24 protein-coding genes are annotated in these 26,137 nt (G+C 69.5%); 16 read left to right on the top strand and 8 right to left on the bottom strand.

What is annotated here, in order from left to right; genetic code table 11:
• Nucleotides 1-27 precede the first annotated feature (27 nt).
• Nucleotides 28-579 carry a hypothetical protein gene (locus tag F8O03_RS00840; RefSeq protein ID WP_151421981.1) on the bottom strand — a complete coding sequence of 184 codons (552 nt, stop codon included), beginning with the start codon at nucleotides 577-579 and terminating at the stop codon, nucleotides 28-30.
• A gap of 81 nt (nucleotides 580-660) precedes the next feature.
• Here F8O03_RS00840 and F8O03_RS00845 point away from each other — a divergent pair, with 81 nt between their 5' ends.
• The 3 genes from F8O03_RS00845 (at nucleotide 661) to F8O03_RS00855 (ending at nucleotide 4,574) form a co-directional block, all read left to right on the top strand.
• Nucleotides 661-1,734 carry an aminotransferase class V-fold PLP-dependent enzyme gene (locus F8O03_RS00845; RefSeq protein ID WP_151421982.1) on the top strand — a complete coding sequence of 358 codons (1,074 nt, stop codon included), beginning with the start codon at nucleotides 661-663 and terminating at the stop codon, nucleotides 1,732-1,734.
• 32 nt (nucleotides 1,735-1,766) lie between these two features.
• Nucleotides 1,767-3,434, top strand: a complete 1,668-nt coding sequence (locus F8O03_RS00850) for a threonine/serine exporter family protein (RefSeq protein ID WP_151421983.1) — start codon at nucleotides 1,767-1,769, stop codon at nucleotides 3,432-3,434.
• A 99-nt stretch (nucleotides 3,435-3,533) separates the two neighbouring features.
• A complete protein-coding gene (locus tag F8O03_RS00855) occupies nucleotides 3,534-4,574 on the top strand; it encodes an NAD(P)-dependent alcohol dehydrogenase (RefSeq protein ID WP_151421984.1) in 1,041 nt (346 codons plus the stop codon).
• A 265-nt stretch (nucleotides 4,575-4,839) separates the two neighbouring features.
• Here the strand turns inward: F8O03_RS00855 and F8O03_RS00860 are convergent, their stop codons facing one another.
• Complete coding sequence (locus F8O03_RS00860; protein WP_151421985.1) at nucleotides 4,840-6,021, bottom strand: Gfo/Idh/MocA family protein; 1,182 nt, start codon at nucleotides 6,019-6,021, stop codon at nucleotides 4,840-4,842.
• 146 nt (nucleotides 6,022-6,167) lie between these two features.
• Between F8O03_RS00860 and F8O03_RS00865 the strand changes: the two genes are divergently transcribed.
• Nucleotides 6,168-8,744, top strand: a complete 2,577-nt coding sequence (locus F8O03_RS00865; RefSeq protein ID WP_151421986.1) for an excinuclease ABC subunit UvrA — start codon at nucleotides 6,168-6,170, stop codon at nucleotides 8,742-8,744.
• Here the strand turns inward: F8O03_RS00865 and F8O03_RS00870 are convergent.
• The gene (locus F8O03_RS00870; RefSeq protein ID WP_151421987.1) at nucleotides 8,704-8,922 is read right to left on the bottom strand and encodes a twin-arginine translocase TatA/TatE family subunit; all 219 of its coding nucleotides are present in this window, start codon (nucleotides 8,920-8,922) and stop codon (nucleotides 8,704-8,706) included. The two genes, F8O03_RS00865 and F8O03_RS00870, sit on opposite strands and share 41 nt — an antisense overlap.
• A 77-nt stretch (nucleotides 8,923-8,999) precedes the next feature.
• Complete coding sequence (locus F8O03_RS00875; protein WP_151421988.1) at nucleotides 9,000-10,007, bottom strand: intradiol ring-cleavage dioxygenase; 1,008 nt, start codon at nucleotides 10,005-10,007, stop codon at nucleotides 9,000-9,002.
• A gap of 170 nt (nucleotides 10,008-10,177) precedes the next feature.
• Between F8O03_RS00875 and F8O03_RS00880 the strand changes: the two genes are divergently transcribed.
• Genes F8O03_RS00880 through F8O03_RS00895 form a run of 4 tightly spaced genes read left to right on the top strand, consistent with a single transcriptional unit; the run spans nucleotide 10,178 to nucleotide 15,091 of the window.
• On the top strand, nucleotides 10,178-11,797 hold the full coding sequence (locus F8O03_RS00880; RefSeq protein ID WP_244295775.1) for a phenylacetate--CoA ligase family protein: 1,620 nt from the start codon (nucleotides 10,178-10,180) through the stop codon (nucleotides 11,795-11,797).
• A 3-nt stretch (nucleotides 11,798-11,800) separates the two neighbouring features.
• A complete protein-coding gene (locus F8O03_RS00885) occupies nucleotides 11,801-13,852 on the top strand; it encodes a hypothetical protein (protein WP_151421989.1) in 2,052 nt (683 codons plus the stop codon).
• The gene (locus tag F8O03_RS00890; RefSeq protein WP_151421990.1) at nucleotides 13,849-14,757 is read left to right on the top strand and encodes a hypothetical protein; all 909 of its coding nucleotides are present in this window, start codon (nucleotides 13,849-13,851) and stop codon (nucleotides 14,755-14,757) included. Before F8O03_RS00885 ends, F8O03_RS00890 begins: the two co-directional genes overlap by 4 nt.
• On the top strand, nucleotides 14,735-15,091 hold the full coding sequence (locus F8O03_RS00895) for a nitroreductase family protein (RefSeq protein ID WP_151421991.1): 357 nt from the start codon (nucleotides 14,735-14,737) through the stop codon (nucleotides 15,089-15,091). Before F8O03_RS00890 ends, F8O03_RS00895 begins: the two co-directional genes overlap by 23 nt.
• Before the next feature lie 79 nt (nucleotides 15,092-15,170).
• On the opposite strand, the gene F8O03_RS00900 is transcribed toward F8O03_RS00895, so the two are convergent.
• Entirely contained in the window at nucleotides 15,171-16,073 is a 903-nt protein-coding gene (locus F8O03_RS00900; RefSeq protein WP_151421992.1) for an alpha/beta hydrolase, read from the bottom strand.
• Between the two features lie 37 nt (nucleotides 16,074-16,110).
• Between F8O03_RS00900 and F8O03_RS00905 the strand changes: the two genes are divergently transcribed.
• The 4 genes from F8O03_RS00905 (at nucleotide 16,111) to F8O03_RS00920 (ending at nucleotide 19,868) form a co-directional block, all read left to right on the top strand.
• The gene (locus tag F8O03_RS00905; protein ID WP_151421993.1) at nucleotides 16,111-16,776 is read left to right on the top strand and encodes a hypothetical protein; all 666 of its coding nucleotides are present in this window, start codon (nucleotides 16,111-16,113) and stop codon (nucleotides 16,774-16,776) included.
• 107 nt (nucleotides 16,777-16,883) lie between these two features.
• Nucleotides 16,884-17,933, top strand: a complete 1,050-nt coding sequence (locus F8O03_RS00910; protein ID WP_208851767.1) for an FUSC family protein — start codon at nucleotides 16,884-16,886, stop codon at nucleotides 17,931-17,933.
• Between the two features lie 417 nt (nucleotides 17,934-18,350).
• Nucleotides 18,351-19,412: a zinc-binding dehydrogenase gene (locus F8O03_RS00915; RefSeq protein WP_208851768.1), complete on the top strand. Its 1,062-nt coding sequence runs from the start codon at nucleotides 18,351-18,353 to the stop codon at nucleotides 19,410-19,412.
• A gap of 45 nt (nucleotides 19,413-19,457) precedes the next feature.
• Complete coding sequence (locus F8O03_RS00920) at nucleotides 19,458-19,868, top strand: (R)-mandelonitrile lyase (protein WP_151421994.1); 411 nt, start codon at nucleotides 19,458-19,460, stop codon at nucleotides 19,866-19,868.
• Between the two features lie 289 nt (nucleotides 19,869-20,157).
• Here the strand turns inward: F8O03_RS00920 and F8O03_RS00925 are convergent, their stop codons facing one another.
• The 3 genes from F8O03_RS00925 to F8O03_RS00935 all read right to left on the bottom strand — a co-directional run bounded on the left by F8O03_RS00925 (nucleotide 20,158) and on the right by F8O03_RS00935 (nucleotide 23,203).
• Nucleotides 20,158-21,042, bottom strand: a complete 885-nt coding sequence (locus F8O03_RS00925; RefSeq protein ID WP_151421995.1) for a helix-turn-helix transcriptional regulator — start codon at nucleotides 21,040-21,042, stop codon at nucleotides 20,158-20,160.
• Nucleotides 21,043-21,616: 574 nt separating this feature from the next.
• Nucleotides 21,617-22,147 (bottom strand): NAD(P)H-binding protein, encoded by a 531-nt coding sequence (locus F8O03_RS00930; protein ID WP_167516427.1) that lies wholly within the window; start codon nucleotides 22,145-22,147, stop codon nucleotides 21,617-21,619.
• A gap of 171 nt (nucleotides 22,148-22,318) precedes the next feature.
• Entirely contained in the window at nucleotides 22,319-23,203 is an 885-nt protein-coding gene (locus F8O03_RS00935; protein ID WP_151421997.1) for an aldo/keto reductase, read from the bottom strand.
• A gap of 274 nt (nucleotides 23,204-23,477) precedes the next feature.
• Between F8O03_RS00935 and srlA the strand changes: the two genes are divergently transcribed.
• The 4 genes from srlA to F8O03_RS00955 all read left to right on the top strand — a co-directional run bounded on the left by srlA (nucleotide 23,478) and on the right by F8O03_RS00955 (nucleotide 26,092).
• A complete protein-coding gene (gene srlA, locus F8O03_RS00940) occupies nucleotides 23,478-24,080 on the top strand; it encodes a PTS glucitol/sorbitol transporter subunit IIC (protein ID WP_104251554.1) in 603 nt (200 codons plus the stop codon).
• Nucleotides 24,077-25,156: a PTS glucitol/sorbitol transporter subunit IIB gene (gene srlE, locus F8O03_RS00945; protein WP_104251555.1), complete on the top strand. Its 1,080-nt coding sequence runs from the start codon at nucleotides 24,077-24,079 to the stop codon at nucleotides 25,154-25,156. The genes srlA and srlE overlap by 4 nt, the downstream gene beginning before the upstream one ends.
• A 72-nt stretch (nucleotides 25,157-25,228) precedes the next feature.
• On the top strand, nucleotides 25,229-25,603 hold the full coding sequence (locus F8O03_RS00950; RefSeq protein ID WP_151421998.1) for a PTS glucitol/sorbitol transporter subunit IIA: 375 nt from the start codon (nucleotides 25,229-25,231) through the stop codon (nucleotides 25,601-25,603).
• 3 nt (nucleotides 25,604-25,606) lie between these two features.
• Nucleotides 25,607-26,092 carry a transcriptional regulator GutM gene (locus F8O03_RS00955; RefSeq protein WP_151421999.1) on the top strand — a complete coding sequence of 162 codons (486 nt, stop codon included), beginning with the start codon at nucleotides 25,607-25,609 and terminating at the stop codon, nucleotides 26,090-26,092.
• Nucleotides 26,093-26,137 lie beyond the last annotated feature (45 nt).

The following is a 26,137-nucleotide window of genomic DNA, read 5'->3' on the forward strand; positions in this document are numbered from 1 at the left end:
GGAGAGTTCGGCCACGCTCTGGGAAGCTCACTCCGCCATCAGGTAGAGCCCGGGCGAAGGAACGTTCTCGACCAGCTCCACAGAAATCGGTCGGCCCGTGACTTCGCGGGGGAGCTCCAGCTCGTCGACGACCGTGTGGCCAATGGCCAAGCAATTACCGCCACCGCCCGGCGCTGTGCCAATGGTGATGCGCATCGCTGCGTCACCGACGACCTCCAAGGTGAGCGGGGCAGTCCCGCACTGGAGGTCGGGGGAGCTGATCCGGATGATACGGAACATCGTGCCGCCTTCGTCGAGGAAAACCGCCCTGTGCGGGATCCCCAGTTGCTCGCGCTCCGTCTCATAACCCTCCGCCCACAGGGACTGCGCGTCCTCCCGCTCCGTCTCAGTCGCCAAGCGTGGAGCGACGGGCTCCAGCTCGTACGTCGCCGTTAGAGGGAGGCCGTCGAGGGGGGTCGGAAGTGGCAGCTTCACGGCCGCGTTGGCGGCGCATCCGGTGAGCAACGCAAGGCACGCGAGCGTTGCGCCGGCCGCTCTCGCGAGCGCAGTTTCCCGTTCTTTCCGAAAGGGGATGGTCATGGCATCAATGTATTGGTCGTGCGCGGACGAAGGAAGCACTGTCAACTGCCGCTGCAACGCTCAGGTCGCTAGCCTGGCGGCATGTCCTGGATCCATTCGGCCGCCTTCTCGGCGGAACCCCTGTACCTCAACACCGCGTCGATGGGCCTGCCGCCGTGGGCGACGACGGACGCCTTGACGCGTGAACTGGTCGGCTGGAGTGCGGGGCGCAGGCAGGCGAGCGACTACGACGGCACCGTGAGTCGGTCGCGGCAGCTCTACGCGGAGCTCGTGCACGTGCCTGCCCCGTGGGTGGCGATCGGCAACCAGGTCTCGCCCCTCGTGGGGCTCATCGCCGCATCCGTGCCCGATGGCGCCGAGGTGCTCTTCGCGGAGAACGACTTCACGAGCATCAGCTTCCCGTTCGCGGCCCACGCCGACCGGGGGCTGCGCCTGCGCGAGGTGCCCGTTGACCGCATCGCGGAGGAAATCGGACCGGAGACCGCGTGGGTTGTCGTGTCGGCCGTGCAGTCCCGCAACGGCGCCGTCGCCGACCTCGACGCCATCGAAGCCGCCGCCAAGCGGCACGGCGCACGCACCCTCATCGACCTCACGCAGTCCGCCGGGTGGAGGGACGTCGACGCGAGCCGGTTCGATGCGACCGTGTGCGCCGCCTACAAGTGGCTGCTGTGCCCGCGCGGCACCGCGTTTCTGACGCTCGACCCGGAACTGCACGAGCGCATCCGCCCCCTCGCCGCGAACTGGTACGCGGGAGAAGACCCCTGGTCGAGCATCTACGGGCTGCCGCTCCGGCTCGCCGCAGACGCACGCCGCTTCGACGTCTCGCCCGCCTGGCAAGCGTGGGTGGGCACGGAGGCCTCGCTCGACTTCCTGCTCGGTATCGGGGCGCCCGAACTGGAGGCGCACGCGCTCGAAGTGAGCGCCGCGTTCGCGTCTGCGGCTGGGCTCCCGGATGCACGCTCCGCGATCCTCGCCCTCGCCCCCGTCGAGGGGGCGGTGGGCGAGATCAGAGACACGCTCGAGCGGCTCGACGTCATGGCCGCGAACCGCGCCGGTAACTTGCGACTCTCCTTCCACGTCCACAACACCGCCGAGGAAGTCGAGCCGCTGGGCGAGGCGCTGAGAGGCCTCGTGCACATCGCGTCGGAACGCTGACGCAGCCCCCGCCGCGCAACTAGACTCCCGCCGTGCGCGGTAAGAACTTCTTCGACAACCTGGCCAGAAAAGTCGGCGGCAAGACCCCCTCGACGACGGTGGGGCGCCGCGCGCAGCGTGCCCTCCTGGCCGAGCGCAGCATCCGCGAAGTCCTCGAACTGGCCGTGCGCGTCGGCGAGACGATGCTCGCCCTCGGCGCGTCGGCGACCGACGTGACCGACGCCATCCGCCGAACCACGAAGGCCTTCGGCGTCGACTGCCAGATCGACCTCACGTTCACGTCGATTCTCGTGGTCCACGACGGCGTCAACGACGGGGCCGGCATCAGCCTGCTGCGCGTCGTCAACAGCCGCCTCCCCGACTACGACCGCCTCACGCGCGTCATGGAGCTGTCGCGCGAGATCGCCGCCGACCCGAACGACATCGACGTCGCCGAGACGATCGACGACCCGGCCAAGCTCGAGGAGGCACTCAACCAGCTCGAGTCGTTCCACCAGCGCCTCGACGAGATCCTCGTCGCCCCGCAGCGCTTCCGCCGCTCCATGGTGACGCTCTGGCTCGCCCTCATGGCGGGAGGCGTCGGCTTCCTCCTCGGCGGCGGACCCCTCGTCTGCCTCCTCTCCGCCGCCACGACGGTGGTCGTGGACCTCGTGCTGCAGGCCCTCGGCCGCTGGGGCCTGCCCGCCTTCTTCCTCCAGATCGCCGGCGCCGCGATCGCCACCGGCGTCGCCGTCGGCCTCCTCGCGGCGCTCCCCGTGCTCCCCGTCGAGTTCGCCGCCCTCCCGCCCGCGCTGGTCGTCGCATCCGGCCTGGTCGTGCTCCTCGCCGGGATGTCGTTCGTCGGCGCCGCCGACGATGCCATCAACGGATTCCCCATCACCGCCATGGGCAGGCTCCTCGAAGTGGTGCTGCTCACGCTCGGCCTCATCGTCGGCATCGCCATCGTGCTCGACGTGGCCCGCGGACTCGGCATCGACCTGCGCCTCGTCGAACGATCCGTGCAGCCGTGGCCGTCGGCCGTGCAGGTCATCGGCGCCGCCATCGCGGCCGCCGCCTGGGCGCTCGCCTCCTACGCGACCATGCGCACCGCCCTCGTCGTCATGATCTTCGGCGGCATCGCCTACCTCGGCTACGACGTGCTCGTCACCGCAGGCACCGAGCCGCTCGTCGCGACCGCCGTGCCAGCGCTGATCATCGGCATCCTGGGCGAAGGCCTCTCCCGCAAGCTGCACATCCCCGCCACCATCACGACGGTCTGCGGCACCGTGCCGCTCCTGCCAGGCCTCGCCATCTACCAGGGCATGCTCGACATCACCTCGAGCGACACGTCCGACGACGGCGTGCTGCGACTCGTGCAGGCAGGCTCCATCGGCATCGGAATCGCCGGCGGCGTCACCCTCGGCCGCTTCCTCGCCCGCCAGTTCAGGACCCGCCGTCGCCGCCGCACCGCGACGCCGGAGGCGATGGTCATGTCGAAGCGGCAGTTCCGCGGCACCGCGAGCGCAGGCCCGGAGACGCGCGCGCTCTACATGATCCCCGACGAGGTCGCCGTCGGCCTCGAGACGGGCATGCTGCGCATCGTCTCGGTCGACGAAGTCGTGGATGCAGGGCAGGCGGACGTCGGGGCCGCCGCCCCTCCCGCGCCTCCGCACCCCAACGTCGCCCTCAAGCGGGGCGACCTGAACGCCCGCGGAGAATGACTGTCGGAGGCGAGGCATAGAGTCTCCTCGGTCCCGCCGCGCTCTGAGAACCGGAGCAGGCGAGCGAACGACCTCCAAGCACAACCCGAAGGAGCACGAATGACGACCGCGAAGGCATACGCCGCCCCCTCAGCAACCGAGCCGCTCGAGCCCACAACCATCGAGCGCCGCGCCGTCGGCGAGAACGACGTGCTCATCGACATCGCCTACTCCGGCATCTGCCACTCCGACATCCACACGGTGCGCGGCGAATGGGGCAAGGTGCCGTACCCGCTCGCCCCCGGCCACGAGATCGTCGGAACCGTCGCCGAGGTCGGAAGCGGCGTCACCAAGCACAAGGTCGGCGACCGCGTCGGCGTCGGCTGCATGGTCAACTCCTGCCGCGAGTGCGACAACTGCAAGGCCGGCTCCGAGCAGTACTGCACCAACGGAAACGTCATGACCTACGGCGGCAAGGACCGCGACGGCAGCATCACGCAGGGCGGCTACGCCACCAACGTGGTCGTCGACGCCGACTTCGTGCTCAGCGTGCCCGAGAGCATCCCCTACGAGAAGGCCGCCCCGCTGCTCTGCGCCGGCGTCACCACCTACTCGCCCCTCGCGCACTGGCAGGCGGGCCCAGGCAAGAAGGTCGCCGTCGTCGGCATGGGCGGCCTCGGCCACATGGCCGTGAAGATCGCCGTCGCCATGGGCGCCGAGGTGACCGTGCTCTCGCAGACCCTCAGCAAGCAGGAAGACGGGCTGCGCTTCGGCGCGAAGCACTACTACGCGACGAGCGACGAGGCCACGTTCACCGAGCTGCGCAACACGTTCGACCTCATCATCAACACGGTCAGCGCGAACCTCGACATCGACCAGTACCTGAACCTGCTGACGCTCGACGGCACCATGGTCTACGTCGGCGCGCCGGCCCAGCCCATCCCCGTGACCGCGTTCACGCTGTTCAACAACCGCCGCTCGTTCGCGGGGTCGACGATCGGCAGCATCCGCGAGACGCAGGAGATGCTCGACTTCTGCGCCGAACACGACATCGCACCCGAGGTCGAGCTCATCGAGGCCACCCAGATCAACGAGGCCTACGAGCGAGTCCTGAAGTCGGACGTCCGCTACCGCTTCGTGATCGACGCGACGACCTTCTAGCGGCGGCGGGATTTCGGGGTGGGTTGCACGCATGCAGATGGGTTGCAATCCATCCCGAAGCGCGCAACCCATCCCGAGATACGCCAATCGGGTCGAAGCGTGGAACCCATCCCGGGGCTGGAAGTCGATTCGCGACCCGTCCGGCCTTGCGCGCACTGGTGTGTGCTGCTCGTCTCGGGATGGGAAAGTCGCTTCGTGCTGGATAACTCTCGGCAACGAAGTGAGTTCCCCAGCCCGAGACTCGTCGGGGGGAGTGCCGCCGCAGTTACGCGCGGGCGGGGACGTCGTGCCAGCGGCCGTCTTCGATGGAGGCCTCTGCGGCCTCGACGATCTGCGCGGCGACGAGCCCGTCGGCGACCGACGGCGCGACCTGCTTGCCGGTGACGACGCTCTCCAGGAAGCGGGCGGCCTCGATGGTCTTGAGGTCGTCGAAGCCCATGCCGGTTCCTCCGCCCGGCTGGAAGCGGTGGAACTCGCCGTGGCCGGGGGACATGTAGACGGTCGTGTAGCCGTACGGGTTCGACGAGTCGAGGCAGACCTCGAGCTCGTTGAGGCGCTGGAAGTCCCACCGCAGCGAGCCGCTCGTGCCGTACACCTCGAGGGCGTATTCGGCGCGCGGCCCGCGCATGATGCGGCTCGAGTCCATGATGCCGATGGCGCCGTTGTCGAAGCGCATGAGGAGGGCCGCGTAGTCCTCGTTCTCGACGGGCTTCAGCTCGCCGGTGCCCGGCGCTGATCGGTCGACGATGCCCGTGCCCGGCGCGGGGCGCTCGGTGATGAACGTCTCCGCCGTCGCCGACACGCTGCCGATGCGGCCGACGACGTGCTGCGCGAGGTCGAGGCCGTGCGAGAGCAGGTCGCCGAGCACGCCGGATCCGGCGCGTTCGCGTTCGAAGCGCCACGTGAGCGGGGCGAGGGCGTCGGATGAGTAGTCGGCGAGCAGTGCGCCGCGCACGTTCGTGACCCGGCCGATCGCGCCCTCTTCGATGAGCTGCTTCATGTGCGCGATCGCGGGGGCGTTGCGGTAGTTGAACCCGACGGCGGTGACGATGCCGGCTGCATCCACGGCGGATGCGATGCGCCGCGAGTCGGACGCGTAGCGCCCCATGGGCTTCTCGATCCAGAACGGCTTGCCGGCCTCGGCTGCCGCGATGGCCATCTCGGCGTGGAGGAAGTTGGGCGAGCAGATCGAGACGACGTCGACCTCGGGGTCGGCGAGCACTTCGTGGTAGTCGGCGACGGTGCGCTCGAACCCGAGGCGTTCCTCTGCTTGCGCGCGCGCTTCCGGCACGGGGTCGGCGGCGACCACGAGCCGGGTCTTGATGCCCAGCTCGGGGAAGTGGTCTGGCACGGCGCGGTAGGCGCGCGAGTGGAGGCGGCCCATCCAGCCGACGCTGATGAGGCCGACCCCGATGGTGCGGGGGCTGGTGGCGGTCTGGTCGGTCATGGGAACTCCTTTGTCCAGGTTGGAGCTGTCATATGTTCGGACAACGAGACATTTCTACTCTGTTCGCCCACGTCGTAGCTCTGCGTAACCTTGCGTTACCTGAAGGCGCCCAGTTTCGACGCACGCACGGCCGTCATGCTGGGTCGATGGTTTTCGCCGAGGGACAGACGTCAGCTGGGGCACCGGATCGAGTGGTCGTGCGGGGTGCCCGCGAGCACAATCTCCGCGGTGTGGACGTGGACATCCCGAGGAACGCGCTGGTCGCGTTCACGGGCGTCTCCGGTTCGGGGAAGAGCTCGCTTGCCTTCGGCACGCTGTACGCGGAGGCGCAGCGCCGCTACTTCGAGTCGGTCGCTCCGTACGCGCGCCGCCTCATGAACCAGGTCTCGCCGCCCGACGTCGACTCGGTCGAGGGGCTGCCCCCGGCGGTGGCGCTCCCGCAGCAGCGCGGTGGTGGCAGTGCGCGCTCGACGGTGGGGAGCACCTCCACGATCGCGAACGTCGTGCGGATGCTGTTCTCGAGGGTGGGCGAGTACCCGGCTGGCGCGCCGATGCTGCTCGCGGAGGACTTCTCGGCGAACACCGTGCAGGGCGCCTGCCCGAACTGCCATGGTCTCGGCCGCGTGTACGAGGTGCCGGAGTCGCTCATGGTCCCGGATGCCTCCGTGAGCATCCGGGATGGGGCGATCGCCGCCTGGCCGACGGCCTGGCACGGCAAGCAGCTGCGCGACAGCCTGGTCTCCCTCGGCTACGACATCGACATCCCGTGGCGCGAGGTCCCCGCCGAACAGCGCTCCTGGCTGCTGCACACGACCGAGAAGCCGCAGGTGCCGGTGTACACGGGCAGGACACCGGCGCAGGTTCGCGCGGCTGTCGCGGCGGGCGACGAGCCCTCGTACATGAGCACGTTCGTCGGCGTGAAGCGGTACGTGCTCGATACATTCGCGAACTCGAAGAGCGAGCGGATGCGCGAGAAGGCAGCCGCGTTCATGGAGAGCGTGGTCTGCCCCGACTGTCGCGGGACGAGGCTGAAGCCGGATGCGCTCGCGGTGACGTTCGAGGGGCACGACATCACCCAGATCGCGGCGATGCCGCTGCGCGAGCTCGCGACGCTCATGAACACGGTGCTGGGGCCCGAGTGGGAGCGCTCGCGGGGAGCAGTGCTGGCCCCCGAGCAGGTGCTCGCGGCCCGCCGTCTCGCCGGTGAGCTCGGCGCGCGCCTCGCGCCCCTGTCGGATCTGGGGCTCGGCTACCTCTCACTCGACCGGCAGACCGGCACGCTGTCCGGCGGCGAGCTCCAGCGGCTGCGCCTCGCGAACCAGCTCCTCGCCGGCTTGTTCGGCGTCGTGTTCGTGCTCGATGAGCCCTCGGCCGGCCTGCATCCCGCGGACACCGAGGCGCTCCTGGGGATCCTGCGCGGTCTCAGGGACCGCGGCAACACCGTCTTCTACGTGGAGCATTCGCTCGACGTCATCCGCGAGGCCGACTGGATCGTCGACATCGGCCCCGGGGCTGGCGCCTCGGGTGGGCGCATCGTCTACTCCGGCGACCTCGACGGGCTGAAGGGCGCCGAGGAATCGGTGACCCGTCGCTACCTGTTCGACAGCCCCGACTCACCGCGGCCGACGATCCGCGCGCCGCGGCCGCGTGACCAGCGGGTCGCCCTCGACGGGGTCGTGCGCAACAACATCCGGGGCCTCTCGGTGGAGTTCCCGCTCGGCTGCCTGACCGCGGTCACCGGCGTCTCGGGCTCGGGCAAGACGACGCTCGTCAACCAGGCGCTCCCCGACCTGCTGCGCGCGAGTCTCTCGAGCGAGGTCGGGGAGACGACCGCCGCCGACGAACCGGAGCGGGGCGACCCGATGCTCGCCGTCGAAGCGGCGGCGACACAGGGCCGAGCCGTCGGGCCAGCCGACCGCCTCAAGCGGATCGTGCAGGTCAGCCAGGCCCCCATCGGTCGCACCTCGCGCTCGAACGTCGCGACGTACACGGGACTGTTCGACCGCATCCGCTCGCTGTTCGCGTCGACGGACGAGGCGAGGCGACGCCGCTACAGCGCCAGCCGCTTCTCGTTCAATCTGCCGAGCGGCAGGTGCCCGACGTGCAAGGGCGAGGGCACGATGGAGGTCGAGCTGCTCTTCCTGCCCACGGTGCAGGCGCCATGTTCGACGTGCGGCGGCAGGCGCTACAACGCCGAGACGCTGGAGGTCGAGTTCGAGGGGTCCTCGATAGCCGACGTGCTGGACATGAGCGTCACCGCCGCGCGGGAGAAGTTCGCCGGTCGCGCCGACGTGCTCCAGCATCTGGACGCGCTCGCGGATGTGGGCCTCGGCTACGTGTCGCTCGGCCAGCCTGCGCCCGAGCTGTCGGGAGGGGAGGCGCAGCGGGTGAAGCTCGCCGCGGAGCTGCGTCGCGCGCAGCAGGGGGACACCCTCTACCTGCTCGACGAGCCGACGTCCGGGCTCCACCCCGCCGACTCCGATCGCCTGCTCGGGCACCTGCACGACCTCGTCGACCTGGGCAACACCGTCATCCTCGTCGAGCACGACATGCGAGTCGTCGCGGGGGCCGACTGGGTCGTGGACATGGGCCCCGGTGCAGGGGATGAGGGTGGCGAGATCGTCGCGCAGGGCACCCCGAAGGAGGTCGCCGCGGTCGAGGGCAGTGCAACGTCCGCGTACCTCAGGGCCGCGGTGGTGCGGCTCGTTGCGACCGGGGTGTGAGGGCGGCGCTGCCGGCCTCTGGCGTCAGCTCCGCGTCGAGTTCGCGGACCTCCGTCTTGAGGATGCGCATCGATTGCCCGACGCTCTTCGCGAGGGCCGGCAGCTTCGAGGCGCCGAAGATGAGCACGATGATGGCGAGCACGGCGATGCCGTGCCAGCCCGTGAGGTTCGCGAGCATGATGGTCGCCTTTCGTCGTGGGGTCTGCTTGGGGCCGCGGGCGGCTGAAGTGCTCCGCCTGATGGGATGCGCGGGGCTCAGCTGCCTGGGCCGCTCGAACCTCCGGAACCTCCGGAACCTCCGGGCCCGCCCGCGCCACCGCCTGACGGCGCGGCTCCCGCGGCCGGTGTGGTCGTCGTGTCGACGCGCACGGTGAGCGCGACGTCGTAGCCGCTTGTCGCGTCGCCCGTGACCGTCGCGAGTTGCAGCGCGCCGCCGTCGTCGCCGAAGACGTTGTCCGAGTCGAGGCTGACCTGCGCCAGATTCGACGCCGATCCTTCGTACCCGGAGAGCGCGTACACGGTCTTCGATGCGTACTCGGGCAGGGCGACCTGCGAGGTCGAGATGGCGCTCGTCGACTCGGTGATGTCGTCGATCGTGGGGTACACCTCGAAGTGGATGTGCGGCCAGCGGCCCGTGTAGCAGGCGGGGAAGATCGAGGTGAAGGTGACGCTCCCCGAGCTGTCGGCGATCTGCACGCCGCGCAGGAACGTCTCGTTCTCGATGCCCTCCGAGTACATGGAGTAGCCACCGGTCGCGTCGCAGTGCCAGACGTAGACGGCGACGCCTTCGAAGGGCCGGTCGCCGTTCGCCATGTCGAGCACCGTCAGGGTGAGCGTCATGGGCGCACCGGCGGCCGCGGTGCTGCTGCCGATGCTCGTGCGAATGTCGCTCCGCACGACGCCGGACTGCTCGAGCACATCCGCGCCGTTCGATCCGTCGCCCGGGTAGGGGCCGGCCGTCTCGTCGGGGATCTCGCTGGCGGGCAGGATGCCGGCCGTCGCGCTCGCGGTCGGGGAGGCGCTCGCGGTTGCTGCGGAAGTCGCCCCGGCGCTCGAGGCACCTGATCCCGTCGGCGCGCAGGCGGCGAGTGCGACCGTCCCGACTCCGACGCCGAAGATGCTGAGCAGTCCCCGCCGCGACATGAGCGTGCCGAGGTCGAACGCGACGCCCTGGTCGACGACCTCCTCGTCTGCGCGGTCGAGGAGCCTGCCCTCGTAGGCGGGGCCATCCGGCGTGAGGTCTGGTTCGGGGATCTTGCTCATGGTGGCTCTCCTGGTCTGTTTCACGGAACTCGGGACAGCCTCGGTTGCTCCCCAGGCAGGCGGCTATGGCGCAGCTAGGTGTGGCCTATGGCGCAGGTCCCAGCCCGAATGTCCGTGGCTCGTGCTTAGCTATGCGCACACTTCAGGGAAGACGTGAACGGGGGAGCGACGTGACCGAGCAGCTCGATGTCCGGGAACAGCGATCGGGCAGCACGGCGGCGCCGGGGCCAGCTGGTCTGCGGCGTGCGTCGAAGCTGCGGCAGTCCCTCCTGCGGCTCGGGTCTGGCGCGCTCACGAAGACCTACGACCTGTACCACCTGCATCCGGCCGTCTGGCGCTGGACCGCCCGCCACTATGCGCCTGCCATGGGTGACTTCGCGAAGTTCAACGCGTGGATGATCTGCCAGCGCGCGAACCTCGACGTGCCCGCCTACCAACGGTGGCTGCACGAGAACGACTTCAGGTTCCGGTGGTGGCAGCTCTCGAGCTACCCCGAGACGAACAAGGACGACTACGTCAAGCGGTACACGGAAGACGAGCGCTGCTGGGGCGGTGAGATCGACACGATCGGCACCGTGGTCGACGAATCGAGCGGGTCGAGCGGCTCGCCCTTCAACTGGATCCGCGGGCGGCACGAGCTCAAGACCATCCACAACAACGTGGCCGGGTACATCACACTGCTGTTCGGCACGAAGAAGCTCTTCGGCATCAACGCCTTCTCGATGGGGGCGTGGGCGACCGGCACCAACACCGGACACGCGCTCTCGAAGATCTCCATGGTCAAGAACACCGGCCCCGACATCGACAAGATCGTCGACACCATCCGCCACTTCGGGCCGAAGTACCAGTACCTCGTCAGCGCGTACCCGCCGTTCCTCAAGCACCTTCGCGACCGGCTCGACGGTGAGGAGTGGTTCGACTGGTCGAAGCACCGACTCAACGGCTTCGTCGGCGGCGAGGCGATGACGGAGGGGCTGCGCGACTACCTGGAAGAGCGCTTCGGGCGCGTCTACTCGGGCTACGGGGCGTCCGACCTCACGATCGGCATGGCGGGGGAGTCGGACGCGTGCGTCTGGCTTCGCCGCGCGATGTTCGCCGACGAGCGGCTGCGGCGGGCCCTCCTCGGCGAAGATGAGTCGCGCATCCCGATGGTCTTCCAGTACAACCCGCTCGAGACCTACCTCGAGACGAACGACGACGACGAGCTCGTCGTGACGCTGAACTCGTCTGCCGTGCTGAGCCCGAAGCTGCGCTACAACATCGGCGACGAGGCGAAGATCCTCTCGTTCCCCGAGGTGCGCGAGACCATCGCCGCGCTCGACCCGGCCCTGTCGAGGGCGTTCCACCGGGCGTTCGCGGTGCAGCGGATGAAGCTGCCCTTCCTCCTGCTCTTCGGCCGGAAGGACTCGACCATCTCCTACATGGGCGCCAACCTGTACCCGATCGACATCGAGAACGGGCTCTACCGCGACAACCCGCACGCCGCCGACATCGAGTCGTTCAAGCTCGGTCTGCTCGAGCTCGACGGACACGAGCAGCGGCCGGTTGTGCACCTCCAGCTGCGCGACGGAGCGACGCTGACGGACGACGAGATCGCGAGGCTCAGCGAGACGACCCGGCTCGGCATCGTCGAGCACCTGGCCACCGTCTCGCGCGACTTCGCGCAGTCGCTCGACGAGGACCCATCGACGGGAGACCTCCGCATCGAGGTGCACCCGTTCGGCACGGGGCCGTTCACCGGGGGCAACGCGAAGATCAAGAACGTCTACGTCGTCAAGAACGCCGAGTAGGCCGTGTTCACCACGGACTTCTCGAAGGCGCCCATCCAAGGACGGGCCGAGGCGCTGGTCATCGTCGAGGGGCGCAGCACCGACAGCGATGGCGCGATCTGGCGGCACCGCTTCCGCGACCGACGAGTCGTCGGCGAGCTCCTGCTCTTCGAGAGCGTCGGGCGAGCGCGAGAAGTTGCTGGCGCGCATCGCGGACGCACGAAGCTGCTGCTCGCTGAGACCCGCGGCTACTCGAACGGCATCTGGCGGGCCGATCCGGAGCCGCCGCCCGGCGAGATGGCGCACAACCCGCACTTCGCGCCCGTCTCCACCGAGCGCGCGCAGGGGCGCACGCCACCGCTCGTCGCGGAGCCCACGCGGAAGCCGAGGAAGCTGACCACTCCCATCCCACCGCCATCGCACACGATCTTCGACACTGCATCGATGTTCGTCGGTGCGACCCGATACACGACACCACTTGCCTGGGCCGTGACGGGGCGCCTCTGGGGCCAGATGACCGGCAAGATGCGACGGATGCCCGACTACTGCTGGCACGGCATCTACTGGGAAGCACCGTGGACGCTCGGGACCCTCGCGAACTTCTCGACGCGCGACGCCCTCATCCGCTTCGCGAGGATGCCCGAGCACCGCCACCTAATGCAGTGGATCGTGAAGGACACGAAGAACGCCAACGCCGGCTTCATTCGCCTCTTCGCGAGCGAGGAGGAACTGGCGAGCGTGGAAGGTGGCACGACGCAGGCGGCTGAGGGGGTGGGTTCTGGCGCGCGCGCCAACAGCGGCGATGGCGTCGGCGATGGCGACGGCGCCGCTGGCGGTGACGGTCGGGTGGACGCGGCCGATCGCCGGAACAGCGTCGTGACGGGCGGGGCCGCCCGGTCCGGTCCCCATCGCGGCATCGAGGTGAAGCGCGTGGAGTCGGAGCTCGAATTCCTGGAGTTCGTCGAGCTGCCGGGACGCGTGTCCGACCCGAGCCGCGAGGTGCCCGTCCTCGAGTCCACGCTCCGTTCCTGGTGGAAGGGCAAGGGGGCGCACGAGTCCACGGTCGAGCTGCTCATCGCCTACCGAGGCGGGGAGCCGGTGGCCCGCGCGGTCGCGCACACGAGCGACGCATTGGACGCGAAGCTCGACTCGAGTCTGCAGCTGTTCGGAGCCGTCGCGGCCGCCGACGCGGAGTCGCTCGGCGCGATCATCGCCGCCGTCGAGGAGCGCGCTGGGAAGGCCGGGCGGCGGGAACTGCTCGGCCCCGTCACGCTGCTCCCGAACCAGGTGGGCGGCGTGATCACGAGCGGCTTCAGCGAGCGGGGCTTCGTGGAGGGAGCCTGGAACCCCGACTGGGTGCCCGCCGCCTACGAAGGGCTCGGCTTCACAACCTGGAACGAGTCGGCGACCTGGATCGCACGCCTCGAACAAGGTCGCCTCGGGCAGATCGAGAGCGACGCCTTCACCGCGCCCACCGATGGGGAGCTCGCAGCCGCCGGCGTCGTCATCGAGCGGGCATCGCGGCTGCGGTTCCCGCGCGCCGTCGCGCGCCAGCGGAAGCTGGTCAACGCCGCGTTCGCCGAGCTGCCCTACTACACGCAGATCTCGCCGGCCCAGATGCGCGAGGCGACCAGCGGGCTCGTCGCCATCATCGATCCCAGCATCTGGGCGTTCGCCGTCGACGCGAAGACCCGCAAGCCACTCGGGTTCCTGCTCTGCGTCCCCGACGTCACGCGCATCGTGCAACGCTCCTCCGGTCGCATCGGGCCACGACAGCTGCTCGAGATCTGGCGGCAGAAGCGGGAGCCGAGGGAAGCCGTGCTCACCATCCAGGGCACCGTCCCCGAGGCGCGGGGCCGGGGCATCAGCACGCTCCTCGGTCGAACGGTCGGGGAGGCGCTCATCGAGGGCGGGTACACGGCGCTGCGCTCCACCTACATCGGACACGACAACCCAGCGTCAGCGCGGCAGCTCAGCCGGATGGGCGGCGACGCGCTGCACCACACGGTGTTCTACCGGAAACGAGTGGGCGGCATGCCCATCCCGCGCCCAAGCAACGAGGGGGAGCAGCGATGACCAGCATCCACACGCTGAACCGGATCATCGCCGACGCGGCGTCGGCGCCGTCGGCCCACAACACCCAGCCCTGGTCGCCGCGGATGATCGGCGACGGGGCGGCTCTCGAGCTCCGGGTCGCGCGCAAGCGGACCCTGCCGGCCTCGGACCCGACCGGGCGTGACACCCTGCTCGGGTTGGGCGCCTGGCTCGAGGCGTTCAGCGTCAGTGCCGCCGCGCACCGAGTGGACTTCGAAGTCGAGCTCCTGCCCGCGCTCGCCGACCCGGAGGCGATCGTGCACGCGAGGAGCGACGACCCCGTGCTCCGCATCCAGCTGCGCCAAGGCCGAGAAAGCACAGGCGACGGCACAGGGGACGGCACGGGCGACGGCACAGAGGGTGGCACCCCGAACGTGCGCACCACCGACGCCGACGGGCACGACGGCTCGACAGACGCGCCCGGCAGCCGACTCGCGCCTGCTGGCGCCGCGTCACCTGCGTCGTCAGGCGGCCCGGATTCCGACCGACACCTGCTGGCATCGCGGAAGACCGTGCGCAGTGGACTCGAGCCCGCGAAGGGACTCGTGCTCGAGCTCGCGAACGCGTTGCCTGCCTGGTTGCGGCTCGTGCCGGTCGACGCGGACGACCTGCGGCACTTCTCGGCGCTCGGCACCGCCGACACGGTGCGCGAACCCGGCGTTGCGCGCGAGCTGGCGCACTGGCTGCGACTGCACCCCTCGCATCCGCGGTACGACGTCGACGGGCTCAACGACCGCGTGCTCGGGGTTCCCGCGGTCGCCGCGCGGTTCGCGTCGGCGTTCACGCGGAACCGCCGCCTGCGGGAAGCTGCGGTGCGCGTCGTGACCCCCCGTCGGGGAGCTGTGGCGCCGCGCGCTGCTCGAGGTGCCGGTCTCGGCGGCGGGTGAGGACGCGCCCGCCGCGGCGACGGCCTTCGCTCTGGTCGCCGACACGAAACTGCTCGACATCGGATCGGGTGCGGAGGTGACCCGCGTGCTCAACTCCCCGCTCGGGCTGCCCCCAGAGCGGGTGCTCGAGGCCGGCCAGGCGCTCATGCGGCTGTGGCTGCTGGCCACGGCGCGCGGGGCGGCGTTCGCGCCAGCCTCCGAGATCATCGACTCGTCGCTCGCGCAGGGCGAGCTGCGCTACCGACTCGGGCTCTCGCGCCGCGACGTGCCGCTCTTCGTCACGCGGGTCGGCGTGCCCAGGGACCCGAACCCGCCGCGCGCGCCTCGACGCTGACCTGCACCTGCACCTGCACCTGCACCTGCGGCTGCGGCCGCGGAAAGCCGGGAGGCTGTTCAACCCGCGCGACGTCTGCTCAGCCCAGCCCGCGCATCCACTCGGCGATCAGGTCGACGCCGCGCGTGAACGCGGGGTCGCGGCGCCGGTTCAGGAAAGCGTGCGTACTGCCGGGCAGCACGCGGTACTCGGTGTCGACGCCCGCCGCAGCGAGCTCCCTCGCGAACAGGGAACCGGATGCGCGCATCGCGTCGCGGTCCGCGTCCACGACCAGCGACGGCGGCAACCCGGTGAGATCGTGCCCACCGGGAAACGCGTCGGGAAGCGACAGTACGTCCGCGCTGCCCGCATAGTTGAGGTTCATCGCGCCGATCAACCAGGGCGTGTGGACGTAGCGGCGGCTGCCGCGCAGACGACTCATCAGCTCGGGCGAGCGCTCCGGCAGCTCAGCGTGGAACGTGCCGTAGGCGAGGAAGAGCCCGCGCAGGGGAGACGCCCCAGCGCGCTCGTAACGGTACGCCGCGGCCGCCGCGAGGCACGCCCCGGCGCTCGCTCCGCCGAGCACGACCCCATCGTCGCTCCGGGCGCTGACCCAGTCGACGACCGCCATCGCGTCGTCGAGCGGGATCGGGAAGCGGACCTCCCGCCGGAGCTGACGGCCGGCGCCGGCGCTGCTCGGAACCGGCGCGCCCGCGCGTTCTGCCCGGTCCCGGCCGCCCAGGGGCACGAGTCGATAGTCGACGGTCGTCACCTCGAATCCCGCCCGAGCCAAGGCAAGAGCGACCTCGTGCGTCTCCGGCTGGTCGAGGCCGCCGGAGTAGAAGCCGCCACCGTGCAGCCAGACGACAGGGCGACGCGGTGAGCGCGCAGCACAGCCGTCGGCGGGGGCATAGGTCCGCACCGGAACCCGGCCGTGCGGTCCGGCAACGGCGGAGTTCGTCGCATCCACCCCGTGCGGTGCGGTCAGCGAGCGTCTCGGCATCCGCCCACGATACGGGCACACGCCCTAGGCTCTTCTGATGCACGAGCTACGCCTCTCCGAGGAAACCCAGCGCCGCGCCGTCGCGCTGAACGCGCGGCAAGCCTGGATCAGCCTCGCCTTCCTCGCACCGATCCTCCTGGCGCTCGTCGTGATCTTCTCGCTCCAGGACTTCTGGCTCGGTTTCGGCTACGGGGTGCTCGTCGTCGTGCTCGTGGGCGGGTCGCTGCCGTTGTCGATCTGGCTCGCGCGCTGGGCGATGCGGGAGACCTACATCCGGTTCGGCGACGGCTGGATCGAGCACAAGTGGATGTTCCGCACCCGCCGGTTCGCCGCGGCCGAGGCCGAGGCCACGAGCGTCGTCACGGTCGACCGCATGTCGTTCGGCGGCTTCTCGGGGGCTCCGACGCACCACCTCATCGTCACTGGTCGCGACCGTCGTCTGCTGATCCTCGTGGGGCAGATGTGGACCACCCAGCAGCTGTCGGCCATCATGCACGACCTCGCGAGCCGCGGGGTGCCGTGGATCTCCGTCCCCGAGCCGATCACCCCTCCGCAGCTGCGCGCCCGCGACCCGCGCCTCGTGCCCTGGTGGCAGGCGCATCCCGTCGCCTTCGCGCTGCTGATCGCCGGCGCCGTCTTCGTCCTCGCGATCATCCTCATCACCGTGCTGGCGTTCGTGGTCTTCACGGCGGTCATGGGCTGACCCGTCACTGGGCGCGGGTGGCCGGCCGGGCCGCCGCCTCGCCGAGGCAGCCGTGCCGCTGGGCGACGCCTGGGCGTGGCCGCCGCCCGGCGTCCTACGCTGAACTCGTGCGCTCCCTCACCCGTCTCACCGGCCTCGACCGGATTCAGGCGAGCAAGCGCGTGCCCGCATTGCAAGTCGCGAAGACAGCCATCGCCGCCGTCGGAGCATGGCTGCTGGCTGGCTGGCTCATCCCAGGTCCCCTGCCCGTGTTCGCGGCCGTCGCCGCGCTGCTCGTCGTGCAGCCGAGCGTCAACCAGTCGTTCGCGAAAGCCCTCGAGCGCAGCGCCGGAGTGGTCATCGGCGTCGCCGTCGCGAGCGCCATCTCGCTCGTCCTCGGCCCGCAGTCGTGGGTGATCCTCCTCGCGATCGTCGTCGCGATGCTCGTCGCGTGGCTGCTGCGCATGACCTCCACGACCAGCAACCAGGTCGCCATCAGCGCGATGCTCGTGCTGGCGCTCGGCGCATCCACCCCGGAGTACGCGCTCGACCGCATCCTCGAGACCCTCATCGGCGCCGCCTTCGGTCTCCTCATCAACGCCGTCATCCTGCCGCCCGTGCTCGTCGCCCCGGCCCAGCGCGACACGGCGATGCTCGGCAACGAGATCGCCGCGTCGCTCGAACGGCTCGCCGACGCCATCGAGCAGCCGCAGACCCCCGCGAGCCTCACCGAGCTGCTCATCAAGGCGCGTCTTCTCAGACCCATGGCGGGTGCCGCCGAGAACTCCATCGCCGACGGGCTCGAATCGCTCACCTTCAACCCGCGCAAGTCCAGGCATCACGAAGAACTCGTCGAATGCCAAGAGCTGCTCGACCGCTTCCGCCCCATCGTCACGCAGCTCACCGGCATGACCCGCGCCGTCGCCGAGCACTGGGAGCCGACGCTCGCCGAAGAGCCGCAGGCCATCGCCATCGCCGAGCAGCTGCGGCGGGCCGCGCACGACACGCGCATCCTGATCCCAAACGAACCGGGGGAGCCGCAGTCGTTCATCCTCGAACCTCCTGCGCTCACCGCGCCGCTCGTCGTCTCAGCACCGAAGGGCGGCAGCTGGGTGCTCATCGGCTCGCTCATCGAGGACCTGCGCCGCATCCACGAAGGGCTCACCGGCGAGGCGTAGGCGTGTCGTGCAGGGCGCTGTCCTGGCCCGAGTCGCCGCGTCCGCCCGCCTCTGCTGGCCACCCTCCGGGATGCGACGGCCCCGGATGCGCCCTTCGCGCCCGGCGAGCTCGCATCAACATGGAAGCCGACCACAGTCGCCCGCGCCGACGCAGCGCCGTGCCTCGCACGGCCTGTCCAACATCAGTGCACTATCGGCCCCTGAGTCGCGAAAACGTCGCCCGCAGCCCGAATCTGCACGCATGTTGGACATGCGTCGTTGGCCCACCGTCCCAAGCAGGCAATGCCAGTACCTGGCACGCCGGCCCCTCCCGGGCGCAGGCTGGAAGCGATCCAATGGAGGAACGGCGGCGGCCGGTGCTCCAGAGAAGGGCGGCGGGACCCGCCGCCGTCCCCGGAACCGCAACGAGAGGCACCCATGAAGGCAACGTTCATGTACGCAGCAGGCGACGTCCGAGTCGAGACCGTCGCCGACCCGACCATCCAGCAGCCGACCGACGCGATCGTCCGCGTCACGCAGGCGTGCATCTGCGGCTCGGACCTGCATCCGTACCACTCGATGCAGGCCAGCGAGCAGGGCTCCCCGATGGGCCACGAGCTCATCGGCATCGTCGAGGAGATCGGCGCCGCCGTCACAACCCTCAAGGTCGGCGACTTCGTCATCGCCCCGTTCGCGTTCCAGGACAACACGTGCGTGTTCTGCCGCGAGGGCGTGCAGACGTCGTGCATCCACGGCGGCTTCTACGGCAGCCCAGAGATCGGCGGCCTGCAAGCCGAGCTCGCACGCATCCCGCAGGCCGACGGAAGCCTGGTCGTCGTGCCCGGCGTCGACGCCGCCGCCCTCGGCCGCGGGGAGAACGCACAGCTCGCCGCGAGCCTCCTCACGCTCTCCGACGTGTACCTCACCGGCTACCACGCAGCCCACATGGGCCGTGTCGAGGCGGGCAAGACCGTCACCGTCATCGGTGACGGCGCCGTCGGACTCTCCGCGGTGCTCGCCGCCAAGCAGCTCGGCGCCGAGCGCATCATCCTCATGGGCCGTCACACCTCCCGCACCGACCTCGGCGTCGAGTTCGGCGCAACCGACGTCGTCGCCGAGCGCGGTGACGACGGCATCGGGAAGGTCATGGACCTCACGAACGGCGAGGGCAGCCACGTCGTCCTCGAGGCCGTCGGCCACATGCCCGCCTACGAGCAGGCCTACGGCATCGTCCGTCCCGGCGGCGTCATCTCGCGCGTCGGCGTGCCCCAGTACGAGGACGCACCCATCGGCTTCGGCTCGCTCTTCGGGAAGAACGTCACCCTCACCGGTGGGCCGGCCCCTGTGCGCGCCTACATGGAACCCGCGATCCAGCAGGTCCTGAACGGCGACATCAACCCGGGTCGCGTCTTCGACCGCACTATCGGCATCGACGAGGTGCCGGCCGGCTACGCCGCCATGGACGCGCGCGAAGCCCTCAAGGTGCTCGTCCAGATGTAGTCGGCCGCGGCCGTGCGCGCACCACCAGACGAGAGGAACAGAGTCATGACCACAGAACTCCAGCCAAAGAGCCCGACCATCAAGGGCCCAGCAGAGTGGTTCACCGGCGACGTCTTCTTCAACGCCTACTACGCGGGCACCGAGCCATCGCGTACCCGCCTCAACCTGGTCCGCTTCACCCCTGGTGCGCACACGGCCTGGCACCGCCACGCTGTCGGCCAGACGCTGCACGTCACCGAGGGCTACGGGTACGTGCAGTCGCGGGGCGAAGAGCTCATCGAGCTGCGGCCAGGCGACACCGTGTACACGCCAGCCGGCGAGTGGTACTGGCACGGCGCATCCGCCGACAACTTCATGTGCCACCTCGCGCTCTGGGAGGCGCCAGGGCCCGACTCCGACGAACCCGAGACGGTCTGGGGTGAGCTGCTGACGCCCGAGGAGTACCCGCAGGCCTAGCGGCTCAGGAGCAGCGACGAGGGGCAGCGATACCGCTGGCGCTAATGCTCTGTTGGCCGGACTTGGCCCCGCAAGAGTGAGCCAGACGCATCCGTGACCTTCGGTGGTGGGTGCTTCCGGCTCACACTTCCTGCTGGCACTCTTCCGGATTGGCGGGGCTGTGCGTCGCGTTCCGTCCCCGTAGGAGTGAGCCAGAAGCATCCGGAAGCAGCGACTCCGGATGCTTCTGGCTCACTCTCCTTGCCTGAGAGGGGGCGCCGGGCAGGAGGCGCGCCGCCACGTGCTCGCGCTACTGCTGCTGGTGGGTCAGCGAGACGCCTGCGGGGAGCTCCGTGGCAGCCCAGGACGCGAGCATCCGCAGCCCGTCCGCGCTCGGGCTGCCCTCCGCGGCCGTGTAGACGTTCATCGTCAGGCCCGGCTCGCTCGGCAGCGGCAGCGACTCGAAGTTCAACTCGAGCAGGCCGACGACCGGGTGGTTCAGGCGCTTCACGCCGCTGCGATGGAACTTCACGTCCTTCGCAGCCCACATCTCGCGGAAGAGCTCGCTCTGCGTCGACAGCTCACCGATGAGCTGGTGCAGCTTGGGGTCGTGCGGGTTGCGGCCCGCCTCCATACGCAACATGGATGCGGCGTCCGCGGCGATGCGGTCGAAGTCGACCCAGAAGTCACGGGCGGCGGGGTTCAGGTAGATGTACCTCGTCGTGTTCACCGGGCGGCGCGGGTCGTCGAAGACGGGGGAGTACAGTGCCCGACCGAGACGGTTGGCCGCGAGCACGTCGTGCCGGTCGTTGCGCACCCACGCCGGGGCCTCCGAGAAGGCGTCGAGCATCTGCCGGACCGCTGGACGCAGCTCCCCACCGGGCTGCTTCTTCGACGCTCGGCGCGACGGTGCGCTCGCCCTGGCGAGGTTGAAAAGATGCTCGCGCTCCGCCTCGTCGAGCTGCAGGGTCGAGGCGATCGCGTCGAGCACGCTCTCGGACGCACCGGAAAGGTTGCCGCGCTCGAGCCGCACGTAGTAGTCGACCGAGACGCCCGCGAGCATCGCGACCTCCTCGCGACGCAGCCCCGCGACTCGGCGATTCCCACCGTACGCCGGCAGGCCAGCCTGTTCGGGGGTGATCTTCGCCCGGCGGGAGCTGAGGAAGTCCTTCACCTGCTCGCGCACATCGTTCATGCGTCCAAGCTACGCCTGGCGGCGCTGCCAGGGGAGGTCCCGCGAGTACCTGTCACCCGTGCGAGTGAGGGCTTCCTCGTGAGTTGACAGCCAGGGTGACGTCAGGGGCATCGGGAGTACGGGAGGGTGGGATCTCCCGCTCACGTCACCTTCACTGTCACGACCGGAGAACGAGAGGCTGTGGGTGGGGCTGCCGAGGTTGGAGGCATCTCCAACCGAAGGCCCAGACGTCACAGCCTTCGCGAGCCGACAGCCAGGGTGACGTGGGTCTGCGTGCGGCCAGGTAGCTGCGCATGCCTTCGCTCACGTCACCTTGACTGTCAGCAGTATGGGAACGCAACAGTGCGTCAACTCGGCAGTGCGTGAACTCGGCAGTGCGTGAACTCGGCAGTATGGGAACTCAGCAGTGCGGGAACTCAGCAGCGACAACGAATCAGTGCGGGCCACATCGAACTGCGGCCCGCACTGCGAAAAGTGTCGCACTTGTGCGCACCGGTCGGCCCGTAGCTGTCAGGAGCGGGGCTGACGCGGAGCAGCCTCGTGGAGCTCTCGCCTACAAGGCACGCCCTGAACGTCAGTTCGCGGACGCCGACTGCCCGCGGCGTGCGACCTCGGCGATTTCCGCCGGGAAGGCGGCAGGCTCCCGGTCGAGGGGGAGCGTGTCGGGGTCGAGGGCTGCGTCCAGCGCGCCTTCGGCGTCTGCCTGCAAGGCTGCGAAGACGGGGTCGAGGTCGGGCTGACGGGGGCCACGCTCTGCGACGAGTTCGAGCGTCTTCCGGCTCGCCGCCGCAGCCGTCACGCTCTCGATGAGCACCCGCGCGATCTGCGAGCGGGCGACCGAGTCGTCCTCGGGCGAGCCAGTGCGCCGCGTATCGCCCCGCAGGAACAGCGGCTCGGGATGCGCGGCGGCGCTCTCGTCGAACCGCCCCGGACGCACGATCGTGTCGTCGCTGCCGCTCGCGCGCACGAGGCGCTCAGCGCGACGCTTCCAGTCGTGCGACTGCGAGGCCCGGTTGTAGCCGCTGTCGTGGACGGTCGCCCCGATCGAGGTCATAAGCGCGACACTGACGCGTCGCCCGGCAAGGGCCTCGAAGGTCGCGCGCACGATGCCGGAGTCGATGGCTTCCGCCTCAACGGCGGGGTGGCTGGCCAGCTTCCGGGACCAGACCGGTGCAGGCGCACGTTTCGGGCATGTGCTTGAGGTCTCGTCCCGGAAGCTGGACCCCCGCGGAGGAGCCAGCGCCGCGACCCGGGTTCAGACGCGCCCCGCCGCCGATCAGGCCTCGGGGATGGGCATGCCGTAGGCCTCGAGCGTCAGCGACTCGGGCTCGGGCCCGCGGCGCACCGCCTTGTCGAGCGCATCGATCTGGGCGACCTCGTCGGCGGTGAGCTCGAAGTCGAAGATGTCGAAGTTCTCGGCGATGCGGTGCGGCTTGACCGACTTGGGGATCACCGAGCGCCCCTCCTGCACGTGCCAGCGAAGCATGACCCGCGCCGGGCTCTTGCCGTGGGCTTCGGCGATGGCGCCGATGGTCGAGTCCTCGAGGGTGCTCCCGCCGTTGCCGTCGCGGTAGAACGTGATGCCGCCGATGGGCGACCAGGCCTGGTCGAGGATGCCGTGGCGCGCATCCGCGTCCTGCACGTCTCGCTGCTGGAAGTAGGGGTGCAGCTCGATCTGGTTGAGGGCTGGCGCGACGTCGGTCGCCTCCAGCAGCGCCGCGAGGTGGTCCGGCATGAAGTTGCTCACGCCGATCGCGCGCACCTTGCCGTCGGCCAGGAGGCGCTCGAGGGCACGGTAGGCGCCGATCGTCTTCTCCCAGGCGGTCGGGAGCGGCTGGTGGAGGATCAGGAGGTCGATCTGCTCGACGCCGAGCTTGGCGGCAGACTTCTCGAAGCCGTGAAGGGTCTCGTCGTAGCCGTAGTCGCTGATCCAGATCTTGGTCTCGATGAAGATCTCGTCGCGGGGGAGCCCGGATGCGGCGATCGCCTGCCCGACTTCCCGCTCGTTCCCGTAGGCGGCCGCCGTGTCGATGTGTCGGTAGCCGACGCGCAGCGCCTCGGCGACTGCGGCCGCCGTCTCCTCTGGTGCTGACTGGTACACGCCGAATCCGATGGTGGGCAGTTCGACGCCGTTGTTGAGGGTCAGGTTCGTGGTGCTCATGCCGAAACGCTACGCCGAGCGACCGGTGGGAGACAGGTTCTGTCAGTGCCCGTCAGCTGAATCGAAGTCGTTTCGAACAGCCGCAAATCTCCTCTTGCGCGAGGGGGCGCTCGTGCCTACACTTTCGGCAGGTGCACAAACGATCAGATCTATTTGCAACTTCGTGCACACCCCGACAAAGGAGTCAGAACATGCGGTCTAAGTCGCCGCTCGCCGCCCTCGCGGCCAGCACCGCCGAGCACAGCTCGGCGAACACGTCGGGAGGGAAGCCGGCATGGAAGTAATCACCTGGATCGCCGAGAACTTCATCGGCCTCTTCAATGCCTCCGCCGAGAGCCTCATGGGTCTCATCACCGGCATCCTCCCTCTGCTCCTCGTGCTGCTCACGGCAATGTACGCCGTCACCACGTGGATCGGTGAAGAGCGCGTCACGCGCGCCGTTCGCTGGGCAGGCAAGTACGCGATCACGCGCTACACGGTCATGCCGATCATCGCCGTGATCATGCTGACCAACCCCATGGCGTACACGTTCGGCCGCTTCCTCCCGGAGCGCTACAAGCCGGCCTTCTACGACTCCGCGGTGTCCTTCGTGCACCCCGTCACAGCGTTCCTCCCGCACGCCAACGCGGGTGAGCTGTTCGTCTGGACCGGCATCTCCGCAGGAGTCCTCTCCATCGCGCCCGACAAGTACGCGACCCTCGCCGCCCTCTACTTCATGGTCGGCATCGTCGTCATCTTCATCCGCGGCATAACCACGCAGTGGATCACGAAGGTGCTCATCAAGCGCGGCGGCCACGAGGCGACGTTCGCTCGCTTCGACGAGATGTACGCCGAGGGCCACCTCCAGGGCTCCAAGACCGAAGGTGGTGTCCTGTGAGCACAGACGCTGACAACACGAACGCAGGCACGGCCGACAACGGCGGAGCAGGAACGGCCGACTACAAGGGCGTCAAGGTCAACCGCGGTCGCGGTGGCTGGGGCGACGGCCTGACCCTCGTGCCGAACGCCGAGAAGAACATCGTCCTCTCGGTCACGGGCGGCGGCATCCACCCCGTCGCGCAGAAGATCGCGGAGCTCACGGGCGCCGAGGCGGTCGACGGCTTCAAGAACAACGTGCCAGACGCGAACGTGCTCTGCGCGGTCATCAACTGCGGCGGCACGGCGCGCATCGGCGTGTACCCGAAGAAGCGCATCCCGACCGTCGACGTGTACCCGGGTGAACCAGGCGGCCCGCTCGCCCAGTTCATCACCGAGGACATCTTCGTCTCCGACGTCGCGCCCCGCGACGTGATCTCGCTCGACGCCGACGCCACCGCGGCGGCCGGCGCTGCCGCCGCGCAGGAGAAGCCGGCGCAGAGCCCCGAGGAGATCGCGGCAAAGGCCAAGGCGGATGCGCGCGCCAGGGTCGCAGCTCAGGGAAGCGGATTCACGGGCTTCGTCGTGAAGTTCGGCAACGCCATCGGCTACTTCATCAACACGCTGCTCTCCTCGGGCCGCCAGGCGATCAAGCTGACGCTCAACACGATCCTGCCGTTCATGGCGTACGTGTCGCTCCTCATCGGAGTCGTCACGTACACGGGTGCTTCGGACTTCATCGCCAACGCGGTGTCGCCGCTCGCGTCGAACCCGATCGGCCTGATCCTGCTCGGCGTCATCACAGGCCTCCCGTTCCTGTCGCCGATCCTCGGCCCAGGTGCCGCGATCGCCCAGGTCGTCGGCGTGCTCATGGGCACGCAGATCGCCGCCGGTGCGCTGCCGGTGCAGTACGCGCTGCCGACGCTCTTCGCGGTCAACGGCCAGGTCGGCTGCGACTTCATCCCCGTCGGTCTCTCCCTCGGCGAGGCGGAGCCGGAGACGGTCGCGGTCGGTGTTCCCGCCGTGCTCTTCTCCAGGCAGATCACGTCGCCCCTCGCGGTCGTGCTCGCCTACTTCGCCTCCTTCCTCCTCGTCTAGGTGCTGCCGGGCGGGCCGCACGCCGGCCCGCCCGCGCATCCACTGAACCTGAACCAAGAAAGGGACCACAACGTGTCCACGACCATCTGGCAGTCAGAAATCGCCCGCATCGGACCCGACGCGAACGACATGTTCGAGGGCGGCGTCTACATCCTCTTCGGAGAACCCGTGCCGGACGCCCTCGCCGAGGTCAGCCTCGTGCACAAGGGGCACACGGGAGAGTTCGTGCCCGTTCAGGCGGGCGACGAGTTCGTGATCGGCGACGAGGCCGTGACCGTCACCGCGGTCGGCGACCTCGCCAACCCGAACCTGCAGGAGCTCGGCCACGTTGTGCTCTATCTGAACGCGGAAGACACCGCGCTCCTCCCCGGCGCCATCCAGGCGTCCGGCTCCCTCTCCACCCCCACCGAGGGCGCATTCGTCAGCGTGCGCCGGAACGAGGCCTAGATCATGGACTGGAGATTCCCCGCCGTCCTCGTGCTCGCACTCGTCGTGAGCATGCTCATGTCGGTCGTGCAGATGCGCGCCTACATGCGCCAGGTCAACGAGATCGCGAAGGCCAACGCGGGCAAGAACCTCAACCTCGTGAGCGGACGCGGCAAGGGCGCCTTCCGCGGCGCGATCGTCGTCCTGCTCGTCGACCCAACGACCCTCGAGGTCGTCGAGGCTCGCGCGCTCGTCGGCTTCAGCGTCTTCGGTCGCCTGAAGCCAGCCCCCGACCTCGAGGGGCCACTGAAGACGGTCTTCGACCGCGCGGCCGCCCGCCACAAGCACCTCGGAACCGCCGTGCGCCAGGCGATCAGCATGCTGCCCCACCAGGTGCGCGCGCAGGTCCCGCTGCCGCCCGCGAAGGGCAAGGCCAAGCGCGGTCAGCCGACCGCCATCAAGGGCGCGGCGCCGAAGCAATTCGCCGGCCTCTCCCGCGTCAGCAACTAGCCCGTACCAGCCACCAGGCCCACGAACCACGCACAAAAGGAACGC

It is taken from the genome of Pseudoclavibacter terrae (assembly GCF_008831075.1).
In the GTDB taxonomy this organism is placed as follows: domain Bacteria; phylum Actinomycetota; class Actinomycetes; order Actinomycetales; family Microbacteriaceae; genus Pseudoclavibacter; species Pseudoclavibacter terrae.